Annotated in this window: 15 protein-coding genes, 2 tRNA genes and 2 other RNA genes; 9 read left to right on the top strand and 10 right to left on the bottom strand. The window is 53.2% G+C overall.

The features are described from left to right. Positions 1-96: 96 nt before the first annotated feature. Positions 97-1,503, top strand: coding sequence for a YchO/YchP family invasin (locus ACS603_RS02430; protein WP_474943689.1), 1,407 nt, complete (start codon positions 97-99; stop codon positions 1,501-1,503). A 2-nt stretch (positions 1,504-1,505) separates the two neighbouring features. Here the strand turns inward: ACS603_RS02430 and narL are convergent, their stop codons facing one another. Then, positions 1,506-2,156, bottom strand: a complete 651-nt coding sequence (gene narL / locus ACS603_RS02425; RefSeq protein WP_003856701.1) for a two-component system response regulator NarL — start codon at positions 2,154-2,156, stop codon at positions 1,506-1,508. Next, positions 2,149-3,945 carry a nitrate/nitrite two-component system sensor histidine kinase NarX gene (gene narX, locus ACS603_RS02420; protein WP_182061356.1) on the bottom strand — a complete coding sequence of 599 codons (1,797 nt, stop codon included), beginning with the start codon at positions 3,943-3,945 and terminating at the stop codon, positions 2,149-2,151. Before narX ends, narL begins: the two co-directional genes overlap by 8 nt. 309 nt (positions 3,946-4,254) lie before the next feature. On the opposite strand from narX, the gene ACS603_RS02415 reads away from it, so the two are divergent. Next, positions 4,255-5,652, top strand: a complete 1,398-nt coding sequence (locus tag ACS603_RS02415) for a NarK family nitrate/nitrite MFS transporter (RefSeq protein WP_315685938.1) — start codon at positions 4,255-4,257, stop codon at positions 5,650-5,652. Positions 5,653-5,696: 44 nt separating this feature from the next. Here ACS603_RS02415 and ACS603_RS02410 read toward each other — a convergent pair whose 3' ends face one another. Then, entirely contained in the window at positions 5,697-7,976 is a 2,280-nt protein-coding gene (locus ACS603_RS02410) for a patatin-like phospholipase family protein (RefSeq protein ID WP_474943688.1), read from the bottom strand. A gap of 353 nt (positions 7,977-8,329) precedes the next feature. Between ACS603_RS02410 and ACS603_RS02405 the strand changes: the two genes are divergently transcribed. From ACS603_RS02405 to narI, 4 genes are read left to right on the top strand one after another with little or no spacing between them, the layout of a single operon-like run. Continuing rightward, the gene (locus ACS603_RS02405) at positions 8,330-12,073 is read left to right on the top strand and encodes a nitrate reductase subunit alpha (RefSeq protein ID WP_474943687.1); all 3,744 of its coding nucleotides are present in this window, start codon (positions 8,330-8,332) and stop codon (positions 12,071-12,073) included. Continuing rightward, positions 12,070-13,605, top strand: coding sequence for a nitrate reductase subunit beta (gene narH / locus ACS603_RS02400; protein ID WP_182061352.1), 1,536 nt, complete (start codon positions 12,070-12,072; stop codon positions 13,603-13,605). The genes ACS603_RS02405 and narH overlap by 4 nt, the downstream gene beginning before the upstream one ends. Then, positions 13,602-14,312: a nitrate reductase molybdenum cofactor assembly chaperone gene (narJ, locus tag ACS603_RS02395; protein ID WP_474943686.1), complete on the top strand. Its 711-nt coding sequence runs from the start codon at positions 13,602-13,604 to the stop codon at positions 14,310-14,312. The genes narH and narJ overlap by 4 nt, the downstream gene beginning before the upstream one ends. After that, positions 14,312-14,989: a respiratory nitrate reductase subunit gamma gene (narI, locus tag ACS603_RS02390; RefSeq protein ID WP_315685933.1), complete on the top strand. Its 678-nt coding sequence runs from the start codon at positions 14,312-14,314 to the stop codon at positions 14,987-14,989. The genes narJ and narI overlap by 1 nt, the downstream gene beginning before the upstream one ends. Here narI and ACS603_RS02385 read toward each other — a convergent pair. Continuing rightward, complete coding sequence (locus tag ACS603_RS02385; RefSeq protein ID WP_474943685.1) at positions 14,986-15,882, bottom strand: DMT family transporter; 897 nt, start codon at positions 15,880-15,882, stop codon at positions 14,986-14,988. The genes narI and ACS603_RS02385 overlap by 4 nt on opposite strands. 107 nt (positions 15,883-15,989) lie before the next feature. Between ACS603_RS02385 and ACS603_RS02380 the strand changes: the two genes are divergently transcribed. Continuing rightward, positions 15,990-16,433 (top strand): Lrp/AsnC family transcriptional regulator, encoded by a 444-nt coding sequence (locus ACS603_RS02380; RefSeq protein WP_446493329.1) that lies wholly within the window; start codon positions 15,990-15,992, stop codon positions 16,431-16,433. Between the two features lie 199 nt (positions 16,434-16,632). On the opposite strand, the gene ACS603_RS02375 is transcribed toward ACS603_RS02380, so the two are convergent. From ACS603_RS02375 to ACS603_RS02350, 6 genes are all read right to left on the bottom strand, one after another. Continuing rightward, a non-coding RNA gene (locus tag ACS603_RS02375) (RtT sRNA) lies at positions 16,633-16,763 on the bottom strand. Between the two features lie 45 nt (positions 16,764-16,808). Beyond that, positions 16,809-16,893 (bottom strand) — tRNA-Tyr (locus ACS603_RS02370). 35 nt (positions 16,894-16,928) lie between these two features. Continuing rightward, positions 16,929-17,060: non-coding RNA, RtT sRNA (locus ACS603_RS02365), on the bottom strand. Between the two features lie 43 nt (positions 17,061-17,103). Then, positions 17,104-17,188: transfer RNA gene (locus ACS603_RS02360), tRNA-Tyr, on the bottom strand. Between the two features lie 156 nt (positions 17,189-17,344). Next, entirely contained in the window at positions 17,345-18,187 is an 843-nt protein-coding gene (gene purU / locus ACS603_RS02355; RefSeq protein WP_182061347.1) for a formyltetrahydrofolate deformylase, read from the bottom strand. Between the two features lie 48 nt (positions 18,188-18,235). Beyond that, entirely contained in the window at positions 18,236-18,694 is a 459-nt protein-coding gene (locus ACS603_RS02350; protein ID WP_182061346.1) for a YchJ family protein, read from the bottom strand. A gap of 114 nt (positions 18,695-18,808) precedes the next feature. On the opposite strand from ACS603_RS02350, the gene rssA reads away from it, so the two are divergent. Together rssA and rssB are read left to right on the top strand one after the other, a co-directional pair. Beyond that, positions 18,809-19,711: a patatin-like phospholipase RssA gene (gene rssA, locus ACS603_RS02345; protein WP_182061345.1), complete on the top strand. Its 903-nt coding sequence runs from the start codon at positions 18,809-18,811 to the stop codon at positions 19,709-19,711. Positions 19,712-19,803: 92 nt separating this feature from the next. After that, positions 19,804-20,817: a two-component system response regulator RssB gene (rssB, locus tag ACS603_RS02340; RefSeq protein WP_182061344.1), complete on the top strand. Its 1,014-nt coding sequence runs from the start codon at positions 19,804-19,806 to the stop codon at positions 20,815-20,817. The last annotated feature ends 67 nt before the right edge of the window (positions 20,818-20,884 follow it).

Here is a 20,884-nt window from a genome sequence, read left to right as displayed (position 1 = left end):
TAATCCTGAAATTTCGGCTAAGACTGCATTTCACTGCTTATCGCGTTAACATAATAAGAGTTTATTCATAAACACAGGTTCTTATTTACGACGTTGATGGCTGTATCGTCCCGCATTCGTTCGCTGTTTTTACTCCCCCTTATTTCGGCCGGAGCCGTTTACGGTGCGCCGAATTCCTTTATCCAGCAGGCGCAGAATCCCTTTGATAACAACGGTGATGGTCTACCCGACCTTGGGCTGGCGGCACCGTCGTCCGCAAGGGAAAAACATCTGGCGGAGATGGCGAAAGCATTCGGTGAAGCGAGCATGACCGATAATGGCCTGACGACCGGCGAGCAGGCCCGCCAGTTCGCCTTTGGCCAGGTACGTGATGCGTTAAGCGGTGAGGTGAATCAGCAAATTGAAACCTGGCTCTCGCCCTGGGGTAGCGCCAGCGTGGATTTGCTGGTGGACGAGGAGGGGAAATTCACTGGCAGCAGCGGGCGATGGTTTGTGCCCTGGCAGGATAATAACCGCTACCTGAGCTGGAGCCAGCTTGGGCTAACTCAGCAGACGGACGGGCTGGTCAGCAATGCCGGCATTGGGCAACGCTGGCTGGCCGGGACATGGTTGCTGGGCTACAACACCTTCTACGACAACCTGCTGGATGAAAACTTGCAGCGTGCGGGGCTGGGCGCCGAAGCCTGGGGCGAGAATCTGCGCTTGTCGGCAAACTACTACCAGCCGTTTGCCAGCTGGCGCAACCGCTCGGATGTTCAGGAGCAGCGCATGGCCCGTGGCTACGATGTCACGGCGAAAGCGTGGCTGCCGTGGTTCCATCACCTGAACACCAGCGTCAGTTTTGAACAGTATTTTGGCGATAGCGTGGATCTGTTCGACAGTGGAACCGGCTACCACAACCCGATGGCGGTAAATCTGGGGCTGGATTATACCCCTGTGCCGTTGCTGACGTTTTCGGCTGCACACAAGCAGGGCGAAAGTGGCGTCAGCCAGAACAATCTGGGCCTTAAGGTCAATTACCGTTTCGGGGTTCCGCTGGTTAAACAGCTCTCTGCCGGTGAAGTGGCCGCCACACGTTCGCTGCGCGGCAGTCGTTACGATTCGCCAGAGCGGGATAACCTGCCAGTGATGGAGTACCGCCAGCGCAAAACCTTATCGGTGTATCTGGCGACGCCGCCCTGGGATCTGAAAGGGGGCGAAACGGTGATGCTGAAGCTACAAGTGCGCAGTACTCACGGTATCCGCAAGCTACACTGGCAGGGTGATACGCTGGCCCTGAGCCTGACGTCGCCGACAAAAAATAACAGCAGCAATGGCTGGAGCGTCATTATGCCCGCCTGGAGTGAGCAGAGCGGCGCACGCAATAGCTGGAAATTATCGGTGGTGGTAGAAGATGAAGACGGGCAGCGTGTCTCTTCCAATGAGATCACGCTTGCTGTGGCACAACCGCTGGTGGCATTACCTAACGACGACCCACGCTGGAAGCTGCTGCCGGATGAATGAAATCAGAAGATACGTTCCTGATGTACCCAAACCGCCGCCTCGACGCGGGATTTTAATTTCATTTTCTTGAGCATATGTTTCACATGCACTTTGACCGTACTTTCGGTGATATCCAGACGACGGGCGATCATTTTGTTTGGCAGGCCCTGGGCAATCAGCTTGAGAATGTCACGTTCGCGTGGCGTTAACTGGCTGACATCGCGGTCAGAAGTGGCACGGTTGGCGCGCAGGCTGGCGGCCAGCACGGGCGTTAAGGCTTCGCTCAGCACCATCTCACCGGCTGCGGCCTGTTGCAGCGCTTTGAGCAGATCTTCCGGCTCCATATCTTTCAGTAAATAGCCATCGGCACCCCGTTTCAGCGCGGTCACGACGTCTTCTTCATGATTCGAAACGCTGAACACAACTACCCGGCCAGACAGTGATTTTTCACGCAGTTTGTCGAGCGTTTCCAGACCGTTCATACCCGGCATATTGAGATCGAGCAGGATCAAATCAGGATCAAGCGATTCGGCAAGTTCGATACCCTGTTCGCCGTTGCTGGCTTCGCCAACCACCGTGATATCTGGTGCCATGCTGACAAGTTGCTTCACGCCTGTGCGCAGCATCGGATGGTCGTCAATCAACAGGATGGATGCCGGTTCCTGGTTAGTCATGGTTTTCTCCTTGGGCAGTTATAAGGGGCTTTTCGGGAATAAAGGTGACCACTACCTCGGTGCCACCAGACTCTCCCCGGCGAACCTGGCAATCTCCGCGCAGGCTTTGTGCGCGATCTCGCATGATAATTAAACCATAGTGGTTACTTCTTTCGGCATTTTCCGGCACGCCGCAGCCGTTGTCCTGGACCGTAAGCCTCACCTGATTATTGTGCTGGCGGACGGTCACGGTTACTGCCGTCGCACCCGCGTGTTTGAGCACGTTGCTCAGGGCTTCACGGGCTATCTGCAGTAAATGTATGGCCTGATGAGAGGGGACAAAACGCGGTGGAAGCTGGTAGTCGAGCTTCACCGGGAACCCCAGTCGGGCGCTAAATTCGTGGCAGCTGGACTCAAGGGCCGGGCGCAGGCCGGGCTCGGTCAACTGCAAACGGAAGGTGGTCAGCAGTTCACGAAGCTGTACCCAGGAGGTATTAAGCTCGTTGCGGATCTGGCTGAGGAGCTGTTTGCTGCTTTCAGGCAGCCCGTCGTCCTGCATTTGCAGGCAGCTGACCTGCATCTTCATACAGGAAAGCGACTGGGCAATTGAATCGTGAAGCTCGCGGGCAATGGTGGCACGCTCTTCCATAACGATCAGCTGCTGTTGTTTTTCCTGGTGGCGATCGAGCGCGAGTGTGGCGGTCAGCTGTTCAACCAGCGTGTCCACCAGTTGCTGCTGGTCATGGTTAAGGTGACGCCCGGCTGGCAGGGTAGCCAGCAAAATGCCGTACTGTGTGTGGCTGTCTGTCAGACGCCATTTGAGCGTGGTACCACTGCCGGTAAGCGGCGGTAATCCGCGTGGGCAAAGATGGCAACCTTTATCATCACAGGACATGTCCGACTGACAGGTAAACTCCTGATGATTTTCTTCATCTTCGATGTCGTAAACCCGCAGTTCCAGATCGTGCAGCAGGGTTAAATTTTGCAGGCCGTTAAGCACCGGTGAGAGACGCTCACAAAGGGGCACCTGCATATGCAGGCGGCGATTAGCCTGCCATAAAAACGAGAGGATTTCGTTTTTCTGCTCAAGACCGGCCGTTTTTTCCTGGACGCGTTTTTCCAGCACCGCATAGCTTTCAGACAGCTCTTCCGACATGGTATTGAGCGCTTGTCCGAGCATCGCCATTTCATTGCGGCCGCTGATGTGGGTACGCTGGGTAAAATCTCTTTGCGTGACCGCGCGCGCCATCGCCAGCAGCTGTTTCCATGGGTTGAGCAGCCGCGCACGCAGCCAGACGATGGTGAACACCAGCAGTAACGCCATAAATATCGCCATCGCCCGATGGACAACCACTACCCGGTCAATACGGTGTTCGGTGGTTTGGTCGAAAGAGGAGACCAGCGCATCGATGCGCGCGACAAAACCGGCGACGTCCTGCGATACGGCGTCTGCACGTTGCGCACCTTCCAGGCCGGGTTTTAACTGCGAGTGCCAGTAGCCCTGGAGCGACTTAAGCTGCGACTCTTGTCCGTCTCGTGTGGCGGCTCTTTCCAGTTCATGGCTGAAGGCCGTGCGCTCCATTTCGTCGATCAGCGGCTGATCGTTGTGCGTAAGGGGAACGGCCGCCAGCAGGCGATAACTCTGCATACGTAGCGAGCCTGCCTCGTTAATGGCATGTGCATTACCCTGCACACCCTGTACCAGCGAGCCAGAGATAGCCATGCCGGTCACACCGATAGCGGTGGACAGCAAGACAATCAATGCCAACTGATTAACGAGTGTCAGCGGGGATAAACATTTTTTTAACATAGGGTTGCCGGGCTCCTGACGTGGCCTGCTTGCAGGAATGGCGCTATTTTCATGCATACCCTGGAGTATACCCATACCAATAAAGGATTACCCCTAAATTGCCGGTCGGGTGATGTCTGGGGGGAAGGGAGTACGGGGAAGCGTCAGTACCGTGAAAAGCCACACCTTTTTTACCGTAAAAGCCTACTCACTTAGAGTAATGGCTTTTTTTTCGCCATAAAACTGCCCACTTTTCCTTTGATTTATATCAACTTACCGCCGGCCTAAAACCCTAATGTTTGCAGCATCATTCGAGAATCAGAGGTGTCTATGAGTCACTCATCCGCCCCCGAAAGGGATAATGGTGCCGTAATTACAGAATGGCGTCCGGAAGATCCGGCGTTCTGGGAACAACGCGGCCACCGTGTAGCAAGTCGTAATCTGTGGATTTCCGTTCCGTGCCTGTTGTTAGCGTTTTGCGTATGGATGTTGTTTAGTGCGGTGGCGGTGAACCTGCCGAAAGTCGGGTTCAAATTTACCACCGATCAGCTGTTTATGCTGACGGCGCTGCCAGCGCTGTCGGGCGCATTACTGCGTGTTCCTTACGCGTTTATGGTTCCCCTGTTTGGCGGTCGCCGCTGGACGGCGTTCAGTACCGGCATCATGATAGTGCCTTGCGTGTGGCTCGGTTTTGCCGTGCAGGATACCTCTACACCGTTCAGTGTGTTCGTGATTATTTCTCTGCTGTGCGGTTTTGCTGGCGCAAACTTCGCCTCAAGCATGGCCAACATCAGTTTCTTCTTCCCGAAAGCGAAACAGGGCGGTGCGCTGGGTATTAACGGCGGTCTGGGGAATATGGGCGTGAGCGTGATGCAGCTGATTGCACCGCTGGTTATCTCTGTTTCTGTCTTTGCTGCCTTTGGTGGTACGGGTGCGCAGCAACCGGATGGCTCTTTGTTGTACCTTCAGAACGCGGCGTGGATTTGGGTGCCATTCCTGGTGGTATTAACGCTGGCGGCCTGGTTCTTTATGAATGACCTGTCGGCCTCGAAAGCTTCCCTCAGCGAGCAGCTGCCGGTGCTGAAACGCGGACACCTCTGGGTGATGGCGCTGTTATACCTTGCCACTTTCGGATCCTTTATCGGTTTCTCCGCAGGCTTCGCGATGCTGTCAAAAACGCAGTTCCCGGAAGTGCAGATCCTTCACTATGCGTTCTTTGGTCCGTTCATTGGTGCGCTGGCCCGTTCTACTGGTGGGATGATTTCTGACCGTCTGGGCGGAACGCGTGTGACGCTGGTGAACTTTGTGGTGATGGCTATCTTCTGTGCGCTGCTGTTCCTGACGCTGCCAACCAACGGCCAGGGCGGAAACTTTACCGCGTTCTTCGGCGTGTTTATGGTGCTGTTCCTGACGGCCGGGCTGGGTAGTGCCTCTACCTTCCAGATGATCTCGATTATCTTCCGTAAGCTGACGATGGACCGCGTAAAAGCGCAGGGCGGCAACGAAGCACAGGCCATGCGCGAAGCCGCGACCGATACCGCAGCGGCACTGGGCTTTATCTCTGCCATTGGCGCGATTGGTGGTTTCTTCATTCCGAAAGCGTTCGGTATTTCGCTTGACCTGACCGGCTCTCCGGCAGGAGCAATGAAAGTATTCCTCGTATTCTATATCGCCTGCGTTGTGATCACGTGGCTGGTATATGGCCGTAATACCAAGAAAAATAAGTAAGTTTGATTATCCGTTTGCGCGGCCTTAGGGCCGCGTTTTTTTTACTATGACAGCATATTCCTTGTAATCGCTTTACCCGCCTGCAAACCTAGCTGATGGTAGGCTTCCCACTGCTCCTCATCAAAGAATTGATCGCCCGTCGTTTGCTGCGGAAAATCATCATGTCGTTTTGCGTAGCGTTCGGTATCGAGCCCCATGTTTTCCAGCAAATGAGGTTTTACAATCAGCAATGTGCCTTCCATTTCAGGCAAGGGGCCTTGTTTCGGGTACGATATTGTCGCTTTGATAAGCGGTGCTGCTGCTTCCCCTTTTTTCAGGTCGTAGAGAGGAATAAACATCGGCTGGGCTGGTGTATCAAAAGTGATGATAATGCCGTAATCAATGCGGGCTTTACGCACCAGATTTTCAAGATCGTCAAACCTGTATTCTGGGTCAGCACCGCAGTCAGCCACAACGATCGTTTTTACCCGCCGTTTTAGCAGGGGGTATACACCGGTGTTTTCGAAATGTCCGCCATCAGAGAGATACCAGTATTCGCTGTTTTTGCCGGGAAATCGGGCAAACATTTCGGCAAACAGGGCAGGTAGTGAAGCGGTCACGTCATCTTTCGGATTGAGGTTTTTTTCCCAAAAACCCAGCCTGCCTCCAATCAGGAAAAGAATAAATGCCAGACCAGGGGATGTCAGAGAGCCCATTCCTGTTGCGGCTGCGGCTCCCGATATGGCAATCCACTTCGATAACGTACTGTCTTTTAATGCGTTGGAAGGGCGTGGGAAATGCGTGCCTGTTTCAACACCAAATGAGCTGACCGTCAGCGCAATTCCCTTTCTGTCGGCATTATAGTTTCCTGAGCGATCGTCAACTGTCTGGTTTATACAGCAGGTGATCAGGTGAATCGGCCCCAGATGGCTATGCGGGTTATAGTCTTTAAATTGAACGTCATCGCAGTGCAAGGAGTCCGTGACTTTCTCGATATTGGCAAGCTTGTTGTTTAACTGGTCTTCTAATGGGTTCTGTGGAAAGCGGTGTTTTGGCGGAGAGCCTACATTTGTAACAGAAAGCCAGGCGCGTTCAATACGTGAACGGTAGAAATTATGCAGAGAACTTAAATTCAGGAACGTAATTATTCGTTTTGGCTGGCAGAGGTAAATGAAGAATAACACCACCGCAAAAGCGAACAGTGAAGGATAGAGAGTGTAGTGGAAAAGTGAATCGTACCTGATGATTTTGATCTCAGCGGCGCAGACCGTTATCAGCGAAAAAATTAACAACAGATAGCCAAGAATGTTCGCACCTTGCATCAAACTGATGGATATAAAAGAGTGGCTGTTTTTCATTTTACTGAACAGTTTTTTGACGGCGGTGAGCTCCCAGCTTGCTTTTAGCAACGCGAGTAATGCTGGAGGGAGTAGCGTACCCGAAGCAGAACTTTCTCTGGACCATAGCAGCCCCAGAGCGTATACCCCCCATAAAATAAGTATGGCACCTGCCAGCCACAGGCTGTTTGTCATCGCCCGGGTAAACTGTTGTCTCAGTTTCCCTGAAGTGGAACTGAGCGTTTTTAATGCAGAGTGAATGAGCTTTACATTTGTGACCGCAATAATGATAAGGGCGACCGGAGGCAAGTATGATTGTAGAAAGTAATCAGGAAAATCGATTATCCATGCTAAACATGCATAAGAGATTGTCACCACAGTAAGGGCGAATTTTAAGGATTCCCTGGGTTTTTCTTCATCCAGTATCCAGTAAGAGAAGGCCATCACGGCAGAAAAATAGAGCGGGACAGAGAGCGCTATCAGCCAGGGCGTTGTTTCGAGAAAATTTGGCTGGAGAACTAACATTGTATTAAGACTGATGGCAATACCGCTTACGACGAGACACATTAGCGTCAGAAGAAATAATGCCGCAATAAAAGAGCGAAAGATTTGGGTAATTGCCAGTGACTTGTCGAGAAACCCCGCAGGTGTAAGATACCGACCGTTATTCCGTAACCATGCCAGTAAAATGGTATCGTCGCTGGCGAGTGCTTTTTCAATCGAATACTTCCCGTTATTCTTTGTATATAAGCGGCCCAGCATTCCGCCTAAATAACCACCACCAGATACAGTCGACAGATAATCGAATTTTTTCAGAAGCCCATTTTTAGCGAGCGCACGAACCAGACCTAAACAAAAGGTTGCACTGCGAATACCCCCACCTGATAAAGCCAGCCCCAGCGTACCCGTGTATTCTATGTTCTGAAGTTTACATTTTTCCCGGCGTTCTTTAATGGCATCTGTTTCGTTATCAGGTGAGAGGTTATGAACATCTGACGCTTCGCTCATCGTTGTGTCCTTACCAGGTAAAATTTAGGGTGATATAAAATGACTCTAGACCAGGCGTAAAAAAATGAGACTCATGCACTGTTCTTAAACAGCCAAAAACACCTACCACTTAATAACTAATCTTGTTAGGGTTTTACGCCTTCCTCGATGAAAGTTAGTAAATACCTATAAAAAACAATCAATTAAAAAACATAAAATACTACTTCTTTGGTGGTATTTTGCGCATCCACTCGTTTTGCCAACCCTGTTGCCCTTGATCGTTATCAATTCTCGTCATCTATCAGAGCGTTACCTTCGCTGCAAATCAGCAATGTCGATTTAGAGAGCCACAGGCTCCACACAGGAGATACCCGATGAGCAAATTTTTGGACCGGTTTCGCTACTTCAAGCAGAAGGGCGAAACCTTTGCCGATGGGCACGGCCAGGTTCTGGATACCAACAGGGACTGGGAAGATGGATACCGTCAACGTTGGCAGCATGATAAGGTCGTTCGTTCCACCCACGGCGTAAACTGCACCGGTTCGTGTAGCTGGAAGATTTTCGTTAAAAATGGTCTGGTGACCTGGGAAATGCAGCAGACCGACTATCCGCGCACGCGCCCGGATATGCCAAACCACGAACCGCGCGGCTGCCCACGTGGCGCAAGCTACTCCTGGTATCTGTACAGCGCCAACCGCCTGAAATATCCGCTGATGCGCAAACGCCTGATGAAAATGTGGCGCGAAGCTAAAGTTCAGCACAGCGATCCGGTTGATGCCTGGGCCTCTATTATTGAAGATGCCGATAAAGCCAAAAGTTTCAAGCAAGCGCGTGGCCGCGGTGGTTTTGTGCGTTCGTCCTGGAAGGAAGTGAACGAGCTGATTGCCGCCTCAAACGTCTATACCGTCAAAACCTATGGCCCGGACCGCGTGGCGGGCTTCTCGCCGATCCCGGCGATGTCGATGGTGTCCTACGCATCGGGCGCACGTTACCTGTCCCTTATCGGCGGTACCTGCCTGAGTTTCTACGACTGGTACTGTGACCTGCCGCCTGCGTCTCCGCAGACCTGGGGTGAGCAGACCGACGTTCCTGAATCCGCCGACTGGTATAACTCCAGCTACATTCTGGCGTGGGGTTCTAACGTTCCGCAGACCCGTACACCGGATGCCCACTTCTTCACTGAAGTGCGTTACAAAGGCACCAAAACGGTAGCTATCACTCCGGACTACGCAGAAATCGCCAAACTGTGCGACCTGTGGTTAGCTCCGAAACAGGGTACCGATGCGGCGATGGCGCTGGCGATGGGCCACGTCATGCTGCGTGAGTTCCACCTGGATAAACCGAGCCAGTACTTCACCGACTACGTCCGTCGCTACACCGACTTCCCGATGCTGGTCATGCTGGAAGAGCGTGACGGCTACTATGCTGCTGGCCGAATGCTGCGCGCTGCCGACCTGGTGGATGCCCTGGGCCAGGAAAACAACCCACAATGGAAAACCGTGGCCTGTAACAGCAATGGCGAACTGGTGGCTCCAAACGGATCTATCGGCTTCCGCTGGGGTGAGAAAGGTAAATGGAACCTGGAACAGCGTAACGGCACAACCGGCGAAGAGACTGAACTGCGCCTGAGTATGCTGGGCAGCCAGGATGATATCGCTGATGTCGGTTTCCCGTACTTCGGGGGCGAAGGTTCCGAACACTTCAACAAAGTTGAACTGCAAAACGTCTTAATGCACAAACTGCCGGTCAAACGCCTGCAACTGGCGGATGGCTCAACGGCGCTGGTTACTACCGTTTACGATCTGACCATGGCGAACTACGGCCTGGAGCGCGGTCTGAATGATGAAAACTGCGCTACCAGCTATGACGATGTGAAAGCCTATACCCCGGCCTGGGCAGAACAGGTAACAGGCGTGCCGCGTGCGCAGATCACCCGTATTGCCCGTGAGTTCGCCGAGAATGCCGACAAAACCCATGGCCGCTCGATGATCATCGTCGGGGCAGGTCTGAACCACTGGTATCACCTCGATATGAACTATCGCGGTCTTATCAATATGCTCATCTTCTGCGGTTGTGTAGGGCAGAGTGGCGGCGGCTGGGCGCACTATGTGGGCCAGGAAAAACTGCGTCCACAGACCGGCTGGCAGCCGCTGGCGTTTGCCCTTGACTGGCAGCGTCCTGCGCGTCACATGAACAGTACCTCTTACTTCTATAACCACTCGAGCCAGTGGCGCTATGAAACGGTTAATGCGCAAGAGCTGCTGTCACCCATGGCGGATAAATCCCGCTACACCGGTCATCTGATTGACTTCAACGTGCGCGCCGAACGCATGGGCTGGCTGCCATCTGCACCGCAGCTGGGAACCAACCCCCTGCGCATCGCCGAAGAAGCGAAAAAAGCCGGTATGACCCCGGCGGATTACACCGTGAAATCCCTGAAGGACGGCTCCATTCGTTTTGCGGCGGAACAGCCAGAAAACGGTAAAAACCATCCGCGTAACCTGTTTATCTGGCGCTCCAACTTGCTGGGTTCATCCGGTAAGGGCCACGAGTACATGCTGAAGTATCTGCTCGGTACTGAGAACGGTATTCAGGGTAAAGATCTTGGCAAGCAGGGCGGCGTGAAGCCAGAAGAAGTGGAATGGAAAGACAACGGTCTGGACGGGAAACTGGATCTGGTGGTGACGCTGGACTTCCGTCTGTCCAGCACCTGTCTGTATTCCGACATCGTGCTGCCAACGGCTACCTGGTATGAAAAAGACGATATGAATACCTCGGATATGCATCCGTTTATTCATCCGCTGTCTGCCGCCGTTGACCCTGCATGGGAATCCAAAAGCGACTGGGATATCTACAAAGATATCGCGAAAGTTTTCTCGGAAGTCTGCGTGGGCCATCTGGGTAAAGAAACGGACGTGGTAACCCTGCCGATTCAGCACGACTCCGCTGCCGAACTGGCGCAACCACTTGACGTGAAAGACTGGAAAAAAGGTGAATGCGACCTGATCCCGGGCGTGACGGCACCGCACATTATTCCGGTTGAACGTGACTACCCGGCTACCTATGAACGCTTTACCTCTATCGGCCCATTGATGGAGAAAATCGGTAACGGCGGTAAAGGCATTTCCTGGAATACCCAGAGCGAAATGGATCTGCTGCGTAAGCTCAATTACACCAAAGCAGACGGCCCGGCCAAAGGCCAGCCAATGCTGAACACGGCCATTGATGCGGCAGAGATGATCCTGGCCCTGGCACCTGAAACTAACGGCCATGTGGCCGTGAAGGCCTGGGCGGCACTGAGTGAATTCACCGGTCGTGACCATACGCACCTGGCGACGAATAAAGAGGAAGAGAAAATTCGCTTCCGCGATATTCAGGCCCAGCCACGCAAGATTATCTCCAGCCCGACCTGGTCAGGCCTGGAAGACGAACATGTGTCCTATAACGCCGGTTACACCAACGTTCACGAGCTGATCCCATGGCGTACGCTCACAGGTCGTCAATCGCTGTATCAGGATCACCAGTGGATGCGAGATTTCGGTGAAAGCCTGCTGGTTTACCGTCCGCCAATCGACACCCGTTCAGTGAAAGGGGTGATGGGCAAGAAATCCAACGGCAACCCGGAAAAAGCGCTGAACTTCCTGACACCACACCAGAAGTGGGGGATCCATTCCACCTACAGCGACAACCTGCTGATGCTGACGTTGTCACGTGGTGGCCCGATTGTATGGATGAGCGAAGCGGATGCCAAAGATCTGGGTATTGAAGATAACGACTGGATCGAAGTGTTCAATAGCAACGGTGCGCTGACGGCGCGTGCGGTAGTGAGCCAGCGCGTACCTGCCGGGATGACCATGATGTACCACGCGCAGGAACGTATCGTTAACCTGCCGGGTTCAGAAATCACCGAGCAGCGCGGCGGTATTCACAACTCCGTGACCCGTATTACGCCAAAACCGACCCACATGATCGGCGGTTATGCGCAGCTGGCCTACGGCTTTAACTACTACGGCACCGTAGGATCTAACCGCGATGAGTTCGTGGTGGTTCGTAAAATGAAGAATATTAACTGGTTAGACGGCGAAGGTAATGACCAGGTACAGGAGAGCGTAAAATGAAAATTCGTTCACAAGTCGGCATGGTGCTGAATCTGGATAAATGCATCGGCTGTCATACCTGCTCAGTCACCTGTAAAAACGTCTGGACCAGCCGTGAAGGTATGGAATACGCCTGGTTCAACAACGTCGAAAGTAAGCCAGGCACCGGTTTCCCGACCGACTGGGAAAATCAGGAAAAATGGAAGGGCGGCTGGATCCGCAAGATCAACGGTAAACTGCAACCGCGCATGGGTAACCGCGCGATGTTGCTGGGCAAAATCTTCGCTAACCCGCATCTGCCGGGCATTGACGATTACTACGAGCCGTTTGATTTCGACTACCAGAACCTGCACAACGCGCCAGAAAGCAAACACCAGCCGATTGCCCGCCCACGCTCGCTGATCACCGGGAAGCGGTTGGACAAAATTACCAGCGGGCCAAACTGGGAAGAAATTCTGGGCGGAGAGTTTGAAAAACGCGCCAAAGATCAGAACTTCGAAAATATGCAGAAGGCGATGTACGGTCAGTTCGAAAATACCTTCATGATGTATCTGCCGCGCCTGTGTGAACACTGCCTTAACCCGGCCTGTGTTGCCACCTGCCCGAGCGGTGCCATCTATAAGCGTGAAGAAGACGGCATTGTGCTTATCGACCAGGACAAATGCCGCGGCTGGCGTATGTGCATCACCGGTTGTCCGTACAAAAAAATCTACTTCAACTGGAAGAGCGGGAAATCCGAGAAGTGCATCTTCTGTTATCCACGTATCGAAGCGGGGATGCCGACCGTTTGTTCTGAAAGCTGCGTAGGCCGTATCCGTTATCTCGGGGTGCTGTTGTATGACGCAGATGCGATTGAAAATGCAGCCAGCACCGAGCACGAAAAAGATCTGTATCAGCGTCAGCTGGATGTGTTCCTCGATCCGAACGACCCGAAAGTGATTGAGCAGGCGCTGAAAGACGGCGTACCGCAGAGCGTGATCGACGCTGCGCAGCAGTCTCCGGTGTACAAAATGGCGATGGACTGGAAGCTGGCGCTGCCACTGCACCCGGAATACCGCACGCTGCCGATGGTGTGGTATGTGCCACCACTGTCACCGATTCAGTCTGCCGCAGATGCCGGTGAACTGGGCAGTAACGGCATTCTGCCAGACGTAGAAAGCCTGCGTATCCCGGTTCAGTACCTGGCGAACCTGCTGACCGCCGGCGACACGCAACCTGTGCTGCTGGCGCTGAAACGGATGCTGGCGATGCGCCACTTCAAACGCGCGGAAACGGTAGACGGTGTGATTGATACCCGTGCGCTGGAAGAGGTGGGTCTAAGCGAAGCACAGGCGCAGGAGATGTACCGCTATCTGGCGATTGCCAACTACGAAGATCGTTTCGTGGTACCAGGCAGTCACCGCGAACTGGCTCGCGAAGCCTTCCCGGAAAAAAGCGGTTGTGGTTTTACCTTCGGCGATGGTTGCCACGGGTCAGACACCAAATTCAACCTCTTCAACAGCCGCCGCATCGATGCCATGGATGTGACCAGCAAAACGGAGCCGCACCAATGATTGAACTCGTCATTGTTTCGCGTCTGCTCGAGTACCCGGATGCTGCGCTTGCGCAGCATCAACAGGAACTTTTCGATGCACTCGCGTCATCTGAAAACCTGGATAAAGAAGATGCTCATAGCCTGGGCGTTTTCCTGCGCGACCTGTTAGCGCGCGATCTTCTGGATGCACAGGCCGACTACAGCCAGCTGTTTGACCGTGGCCGCGCCACTTCACTGCTGCTGTTTGAACATGTTCACGGCGAATCCCGCGACCGGGGTCAGGCGATGGTAGACCTGATGGCGCAGTACGAACAGCACGGTCTGCAACTTGATAGCCGCGAGCTGCCGGATCACCTGCCGCTGTACCTCGAATATCTGGCGCAGCTGCCAAAAGAAGAGGCGCTTGGTGGGTTGCAGGACATCGCGCCGATTCTGGCGCTGCTCAGTGCGCGACTGCAACAGCGTGAGAGCCGCTATGCGGCGCTGTTCGACCTGCTGGTAAAACTCGCGAATGCGGCCATCGACAGTGAGAAAGTGGCAGAAAAAATTGCCGATGAAGCGCGCGATGATACCCCGCAGGCGCTGGATGCGGTCTGGGAAGAAGAGCAAGTGAAATTCTTTGCTGACCAGAATTGCGGCGAGTCGGAAATCTCGGCTCACCAGCGTCGTTTTGCCGGAGCTGTTGCCCCGCAATATTTGAATATCTCTAACGGAGGACAGCAATAATGCACTTCCTGAATATGTTCTTCTTTGATATCTACCCGTACATTGCGGGCACCGTGTTTCTGGTGGGAAGCTGGCTGCGTTACGACTACGGTCAGTACAGCTGGCGTGCGGCGTCCAGCCAGATGCTGGATCGCAAAGGGATGAACCTGGCCTCTAACCTGTTCCACATCGGGATCCTGGGGATTTTTGCCGGTCACTTTCTCGGGATGCTGACGCCTCACTGGATGTATGAGTCGTTCCTGCCGATTGAAGTGAAGCAAAAAATGGCGATGATTGCCGGTGGCGCGTGCGGTGTGATGACGCTGGTGGGTGGCTTGCTGCTGCTTAAACGTCGCCTGTTCAGCCCACGAGTGCGTGCAACCACTACCGGGGCCGACATTCTGATCCTGTCTCTGCTGATGGTGCAGTGTGCGCTCGGTCTGCTGACCATTCCGTTCTCTGCACAGCATATGGACGGCAGCGAAATGATGAAACTGGTTGGCTGGGCACAGTCGGTGGTGACGTTCCACGGCGGTGCGTCTGAGCATCTGGACGGTGTGGCGTTTGTGTTCCGCGTGCACCTGGTGCTGGGGATGACGTTGTTTGTGCTGTTCCCGTTCTCTCGCCTGGTCCACATCTGGAGCGCGCCAGTAGAGTACCTGACGCGCAAATACCAGATTGTGCGTGCCCGCCGCTAATTTGCCGTTTTGATACCAACCCCGCACGAGCGGGGTTTTTTTTCGCCCCAGCCCAGGTTGTTGCCCGCGGCGGCAACCAGGATCAGCGCGCCACCCGCCAGTTGCGTCGCGGTCAGCGAATGCCCGAAGACCAGATTATCAACCACAATCGCCACCACCGGGTAAATAAAGGAAAGGGAGCCGGTGACAGGGGTAGGGAGCTTCTGAATGGCACTATAGAGCAGCTGGTACATTATGCCGGTGTGCACAATCCCCAGCGTTAATAGTATTCCCCACGGGAATTGCCCGGAAAACGTGGGCATGTGCGCCAACGGCAATAGCATAACCACCCCGGTTAAGACCTGAATAAACGCAATATGTTGTGGCGCAATACTTCTGAGCCTGCGGGTGATAATGGCCGTCAGCGCGTAAAAGAACGCGGCACCAAGCGCCAGCGCAATACCGCTAAGCCAGCCAGCCTCGTGTTTGCTGGTCAGCTCGCCTGAGAGCAGAACCACCACGCCGCCGAAGGCAAGCAGGAGCCATCCCCATTTTGCCAGACTCACACGTTCACCCAGTAACATCCCCATCATTACCAGCATAAACGGCTGCGTGTTGTAGACCACGGTCGACAGACCTATCGAAATGCGCGCGTAGGCGGCAAAGAGCAGCATCCAGTTAACGACCAGCGCGATGCCGCCAAAAATTGCCAACCCCAACGTGACTTTGGTTAATGGGCTAAAAGGCTGTTTGCTGATACGGATAAAAAGAAAGAGAGCAACGGCGCCGATGAGGCAGCGCCAGAACACGACTTCTGTGACCGGTAAACCGGAGAGTAATACAAAGGCCCCGATTGAGCCGGAAATAAGCATCGCCAGGCTCATTTGCCAGACGCCTTTTTGTCTATCACCCATTATGCACCTCCTGATTAATTGCTCTATTGTCGAAAAAGCGTGTTGGCTTTTACAGAGGTGATATAAGGTGAAATACAGTTATGGCGTTTTTAAATTAGGTGAATGCTATGGATTACCTTCTCGATGATATCGACCGCCAGATATTAGCCTGCCTGGTGGAGGATGCGCGCGTGTCGTTGAAAGTGCTGAGTGGCCGTATCGGGCTGACATCACCAAGCACCGCAGAGCGTCTGAAAAGGCTGGAAGAACGGGGCGTGATTCAGGGGTATGGCGCGCGCGTGAATTTAGCCGCGCTAGGGTATACCTTGCAGGCGCTGGTGCGTGTGCGGCCGTTACCGGGGTTGTTACATAAGGTGGATAAATACATCCAGGCCATGCCGGAGTGTATTGAGAGCGACAAAGTGACGGGTGAGGATTGTTTTGTGATCAGGCTGGTGGTGCGTTCAATTGAGCAGCTTGATCTATTGCTGGATGGTCTTGCTGAACATGCCCAGTGCAATACATCGATTGTGAAGAGTTCTCCGGTGAAGCGACGGTTGCCACCGATGTAGCTGTCTGTTGCCGGGTGGCGGCTGCGCCTTACCCGGCCTACAATGGGGGAGAGTACGATTTGTAGCCTTGGTAAGCGAAGCGCCACCGGGGAAAGCAGGTGTGCAGATGCCAGATACAGGCATTGGTATACATTATTCCCCGCACAGGAAGAATATGTGACATGGTGCAAAGAGTGAATGCGGGTTGACTTAGAAGTGATGGTGGTGGGGGAAGGATTACTCGGCGCGTTGCGCCTCGCCCTTCGGGTCGTTGCCTGCGGCAACGCTTTCTCGCTACGCTCGAATCGAACCTTAGTCGAAGCTTCTCATCCTTCCCTGCATCGGAAATACATGTGGCATGGTGCAAAAAGTGAATGCGGGTTGACTTAGAAGTGATGGTGGTGGGGGAAGGATTCGAACCTTCGAAGTCGATGACGGCAGATTTACAGTCTGCTCCCTTTGGCCGCTCGGGAACCCCACCAGGGGTAATGCTAATTTTGAGGTACAGCTTGAAGATGGTGGTGGGGGAAGGATTATTCGTCGCTTCGCTCCTCACCCTTCGGGCCATTGCCTTTGGCAACGTTCTCTCGCTTTCGCGAGAGTCGAACCTTAATCGAAGGTTCTCACCCTTCCCGATGAGTGCAAACTTCACATTATCTCATCGGTTTTACCACATCACTGTGGTGAATAATGGTGGTGGGGGAAGGATTCGAACCTTCGAAGTCGATGACGGCAGATTTACAGTCTGCTCCCTTTGGCCGCTCGGGAACCCCACCACGGGGTAATGCTTTTTACTGGCCTGCTTCGTCTGGAAGCGGGGCGCATCATATCAAATGAGACGCCCCTGTAAAGTATTCCTTTAGCGAAATGAAGTTGTTTGCCTGCTTTTTATCCGTAAAGGCGCAAAGCTAATCAATTCATTTTCCAAAAGATTAAAGAATGATGGTTCTGTTACCGTAAACAAAGACGCGTTGACCCAGTACCTGATACAGCGCGCGGCTTAGTACATTCTTCTCTACGTCACGCCCGGCACGCATCATGTCTTCTGCTGTGTAGGTGTGATCCACATGAATCACGTCCTGCATGATGATTGGACCTTCGTCCAGGTTGTCATTCACGTAGTGCGCGGTTGCACCGATGATTTTCACACCGCGCTCATACGCCTGGTGGTATGGACGAGCGCCGATAAAGGCCGGCAGGAACGAGTGGTGGATGTTGATAATCTTGTTCGGGAAACGTGACACGAAGGTTGGGGTCAACACGCGCATGTATTTTGCCAGCACCACGTAGTCCGGGTTATGCGCTTCAATGGCCTGCGCCATTAAATCGTCATGCTCTTCACGGGTATGACCTTCGTGGCTCACCAGTTCGAACGGAATATCGAAACGTTCAACCAGCGTACGCAGCGTGTCGTGGTTACCAATAACGGCAGCAATGTCCACATCCAGCCCACCGTAGTTTGCCTTCATCAGCAGATCGCCCAGGCAGTGCGCTTCTTTAGTGACCAGAATCACGATGCGACGACGGCCTGCAGGCGTCAGTTCACGAACAGAACCTTCAGGTAATGCGCTATCAAGATCGGCAAGCAGGGTTGTGTCGTTGAAAATGCCTTCCAGCTCGGTACGCATAAAGAAGCGACCGGTACGGTGGTCAACGAACTCGTTGTTCTGCACGATATTCAGTTCATGCTTGTAACAAATGTTGGTAATTCGTGCGATCAGCCCTTTTTGATCGGGACAGATGGTGCGCAGAACTTTACGTTGTAATGATTGCATCGCCGGGAAATCCTGTTTGAGTATTTGCGAAATCTGAGTTGTCAGGCGTTACTGCCCGCAACACTTTTTAAATTTTTTACCTGAACCACAAGGGCAGGGATCGTTACGACCGATTTGAGGGCGCGTACCGTCAATATAATACCATTGCCCGCTTTCCTTTAAGAAACGGGAGCGTTCGATAATGGCAGCCGTTTTATCGCGCTCGGTAAAGCGGGCAACAAAGCTGACGTAGCCTTCATTGTCGTTGCTTCCGGGCGATGCTTCAAAAACGGTCAGGCCAAGCCACTGTGTGTTGGCAAAGCCAGCTTCAATGTCCTGACGAAAATCGGCGGCATGGCAAGACGGGTGCCAGGTCTTAATCAGATAGTCTGCGTCTTTGATCACAAAAGCAGTATAACGCGAACGCATAAGGTGTGACGGGTCTGGTGCAACCTGCTCGCCAGAAAGATATCGCTGGCAACATAGGCTATAATCCAGAGCGCTACCACAGGGGCAGAGTTGAGACACGATTCTCTTCCTGGAACAAAAATTAAGGGCGTAAAACGCTTCGGGTAGCACCATGTTAACTGAGCAGTTGCGTTGACGCTATGTTGAGAATCCAGGGGAAGTAAATCAGGGCTAATGAGAAAGGTAAAAATTGGACTGGCGCTGGGCTCAGGTGCGGCTCGCGGATGGTCACATATCGGCGTAATTAATGCCCTAAAAGAGATGGGCATTAATATTGATATCGTTGCAGGGTGTTCTATCGGTTCGCTGGTTGGGTCTGCGTACGCCTGTGGGAAGCTCCCGGAGCTGGAAACCTGGGTTCGTTCCTTCAGTTACTGGGATGTTCTGCGTCTGATGGATCTCTCCTGGCAACGCGGCGGTTTGCTGCGTGGCGAACGGGTGTTTAATCAGTTCCGCCAGATAATGCCTCTTGAAGACTTCAGCAATTGTCAGTTGCCTTTCGGCGCTGTAGCGACAAACCTCAGCACAGGTCGGGAACTCTGGTTTACCGAAGGAGATATCCATCTCGCCGTGCGCGCATCCTGTAGTATGCCTGGTTTAATGGCTCCCGTTCCGCATAACGGCTACTGGCTGGTTGATGGCGGAGTGGTGAACCCGATCCCTATCTCACTCACCCGTGCGATGGGCGCAGACATCGTGATTGCCGTAGATTTGCAACACGATGCGCACCTGATGCAGCAGGAGCTTTTGCCCGTCAATCTTCAAAGTGAGGATGCGGAAGGGGAAAAACTCGCCTGGCATGAACGCTTACGTGGGCAAATAGGGCGAATGGCGGCACGTCGTTCGGTTGCCGCACCGACGGCAATCGAAATCATGACGACCTCTATCCAGGTGCTTGAAAACCGCCTTAAGCGTAACCGCATGGCGGGTGACCCACCTGATATCCTTATTCAACCGTATTGCCCTCAAATCGCTACCCTGGACTTCCATCGTGCTGAAGCCGCAATTGCGGCGGGTTCGTTAGCCGTTGAGAAGAAAATGGATGAGCTGTTGCCGTTTGTGCGGACATCCGCCTGAACACCCTTTTTTTGATTACTTCAGCAAAATCTGACAGGCGATAGTGCCGATCACATGCCACTATTTAGTAACTGTCAGCCAGGGGAGGAACCATGACGCAGCCATTGGCCGGAAAACACATTTTGATAGTTGAAGACGAGCCCGTTTTCCGTTCGCTGCTGGATTCGTGGTTATCCTCGTTGGGGGCGATGACATCGCTTGCCGAGGACGGTATTGAAGCCCTGGAAAAAATGGACACTATCACCCCTGATCTGATGATTTGTGACATTGCCATGCCACGTATGAACGGACTCAAGCTGGTCGAACATCTTCGAAACGAGGGTGACCAGATCCCGATTCTGGTGATTTCTGCCACCGAAAACATGGCTGATATTGCCCGGGCATTGCGTTTAGGCGTGCAGGATATTTTGTTAAAGCCAGTTAAAGATTTGAATCGCCTGCGTGAAACGGTACTGGCTTGCCTGTATCCCAATATGTTTAATTCTCGGGTTGAGGAAGAAGAGCGCCTTTTCCAGGACTGGGATGCGTTAGTCAGTAATCCGCTGGCGGCCTCAAAATTGTTGCAGGAACTCCAGCCACCGGTTCAACAGACTATTTCTCATTGCCGTATAAATTATCGCCAACTGGTCGCCGCAGACGAACCCGGACTGGTGCTTGATATTGCCCCTTTATCTGATTCCGACCTCGCGTTTTATTGTCTGGATGTTACGCGGGCAGGTGACAACGGTGTATTAGCTGCACTGTTACTTCGGGCGCTATTTAATGGGCTCTTGCAGGAGCAGTTATCTCATCAGGGTCAACGACTTCCTGAATTAGGCAGTTTACTTAAACAGGTAAATCATCTCTTTCGCCAGGCCAATTTGCCGGGGCAATTTCCGCTGCTGGTCGGTTATTACCACAGCGGTCTCAAAAACCTTATCCTCGTATCTGCCGGGCTAAACGCATCGCTCAATACGGGGGAGCATCATATTCAGGTAAGCAACGGTGTTCCTTTGGGGACATTAGGAACAGCTTATCTTAATCAAATTAGCCAACGCTGTTCCTCATGGCAGTGCCAAATTTGGGGAGCAGGGGGGCGGTTACGCTTAATGTTGTCCACGGAATAAGCAATTGACTTTTATTCGTCAGATTGCTTTTCCGGTGTTTTGCTGACAGTGCTACTATGACCGCCAG

It is taken from the genome of Enterobacter sp. Li2LvB3, from assembly GCF_056156645.1.
The sequence above is the reverse complement of the archived record's forward strand: the minus strand, read 5'-3'. Positions and strand labels throughout refer to the sequence as shown.

Bases quoted from the DNA above. Each gene is read 5' to 3' on its own strand.
- ACS603_RS02405 (WP_474943687.1), top strand. From the start codon at position 8,330: ATGAGCAAATTTTTGGACCGGTTTCGCTACTTCAAGCAGAAGGGCGAA.
- narL (WP_003856701.1), bottom strand. From the start codon at position 2,156: ATGACTAACCAGGAACCGGCATCCATCCTGTTGATTGACGACCATCCG.
- narJ (WP_474943686.1), top strand. From the start codon at position 13,602: ATGATTGAACTCGTCATTGTTTCGCGTCTGCTCGAGTACCCGGATGCT.
- narI (WP_315685933.1), top strand. From the start codon at position 14,312: ATGCACTTCCTGAATATGTTCTTCTTTGATATCTACCCGTACATTGCG.
- ACS603_RS02410 (WP_474943688.1), bottom strand. From the start codon at position 7,976: ATGAGCGAAGCGTCAGATGTTCATAACCTCTCACCTGATAACGAAACA.
- narH (WP_182061352.1), top strand. From the start codon at position 12,070: ATGAAAATTCGTTCACAAGTCGGCATGGTGCTGAATCTGGATAAATGC.
- ACS603_RS02430 (WP_474943689.1), top strand. From the start codon at position 97: ATGGCTGTATCGTCCCGCATTCGTTCGCTGTTTTTACTCCCCCTTATT.
- rssA (WP_182061345.1), top strand. From the start codon at position 18,809: ATGAGAAAGGTAAAAATTGGACTGGCGCTGGGCTCAGGTGCGGCTCGC.
- ACS603_RS02380 (WP_446493329.1), top strand. From the start codon at position 15,990: ATGGATTACCTTCTCGATGATATCGACCGCCAGATATTAGCCTGCCTG.
- purU (WP_182061347.1), bottom strand. From the start codon at position 18,187: ATGCAATCATTACAACGTAAAGTTCTGCGCACCATCTGTCCCGATCAA.
- ACS603_RS02385 (WP_474943685.1), bottom strand. From the start codon at position 15,882: ATGGGTGATAGACAAAAAGGCGTCTGGCAAATGAGCCTGGCGATGCTT.
- ACS603_RS02415 (WP_315685938.1), top strand. From the start codon at position 4,255: ATGAGTCACTCATCCGCCCCCGAAAGGGATAATGGTGCCGTAATTACA.
- narX (WP_182061356.1), bottom strand. From the start codon at position 3,945: ATGTTAAAAAAATGTTTATCCCCGCTGACACTCGTTAATCAGTTGGCA.
- rssB (WP_182061344.1), top strand. From the start codon at position 19,804: ATGACGCAGCCATTGGCCGGAAAACACATTTTGATAGTTGAAGACGAG.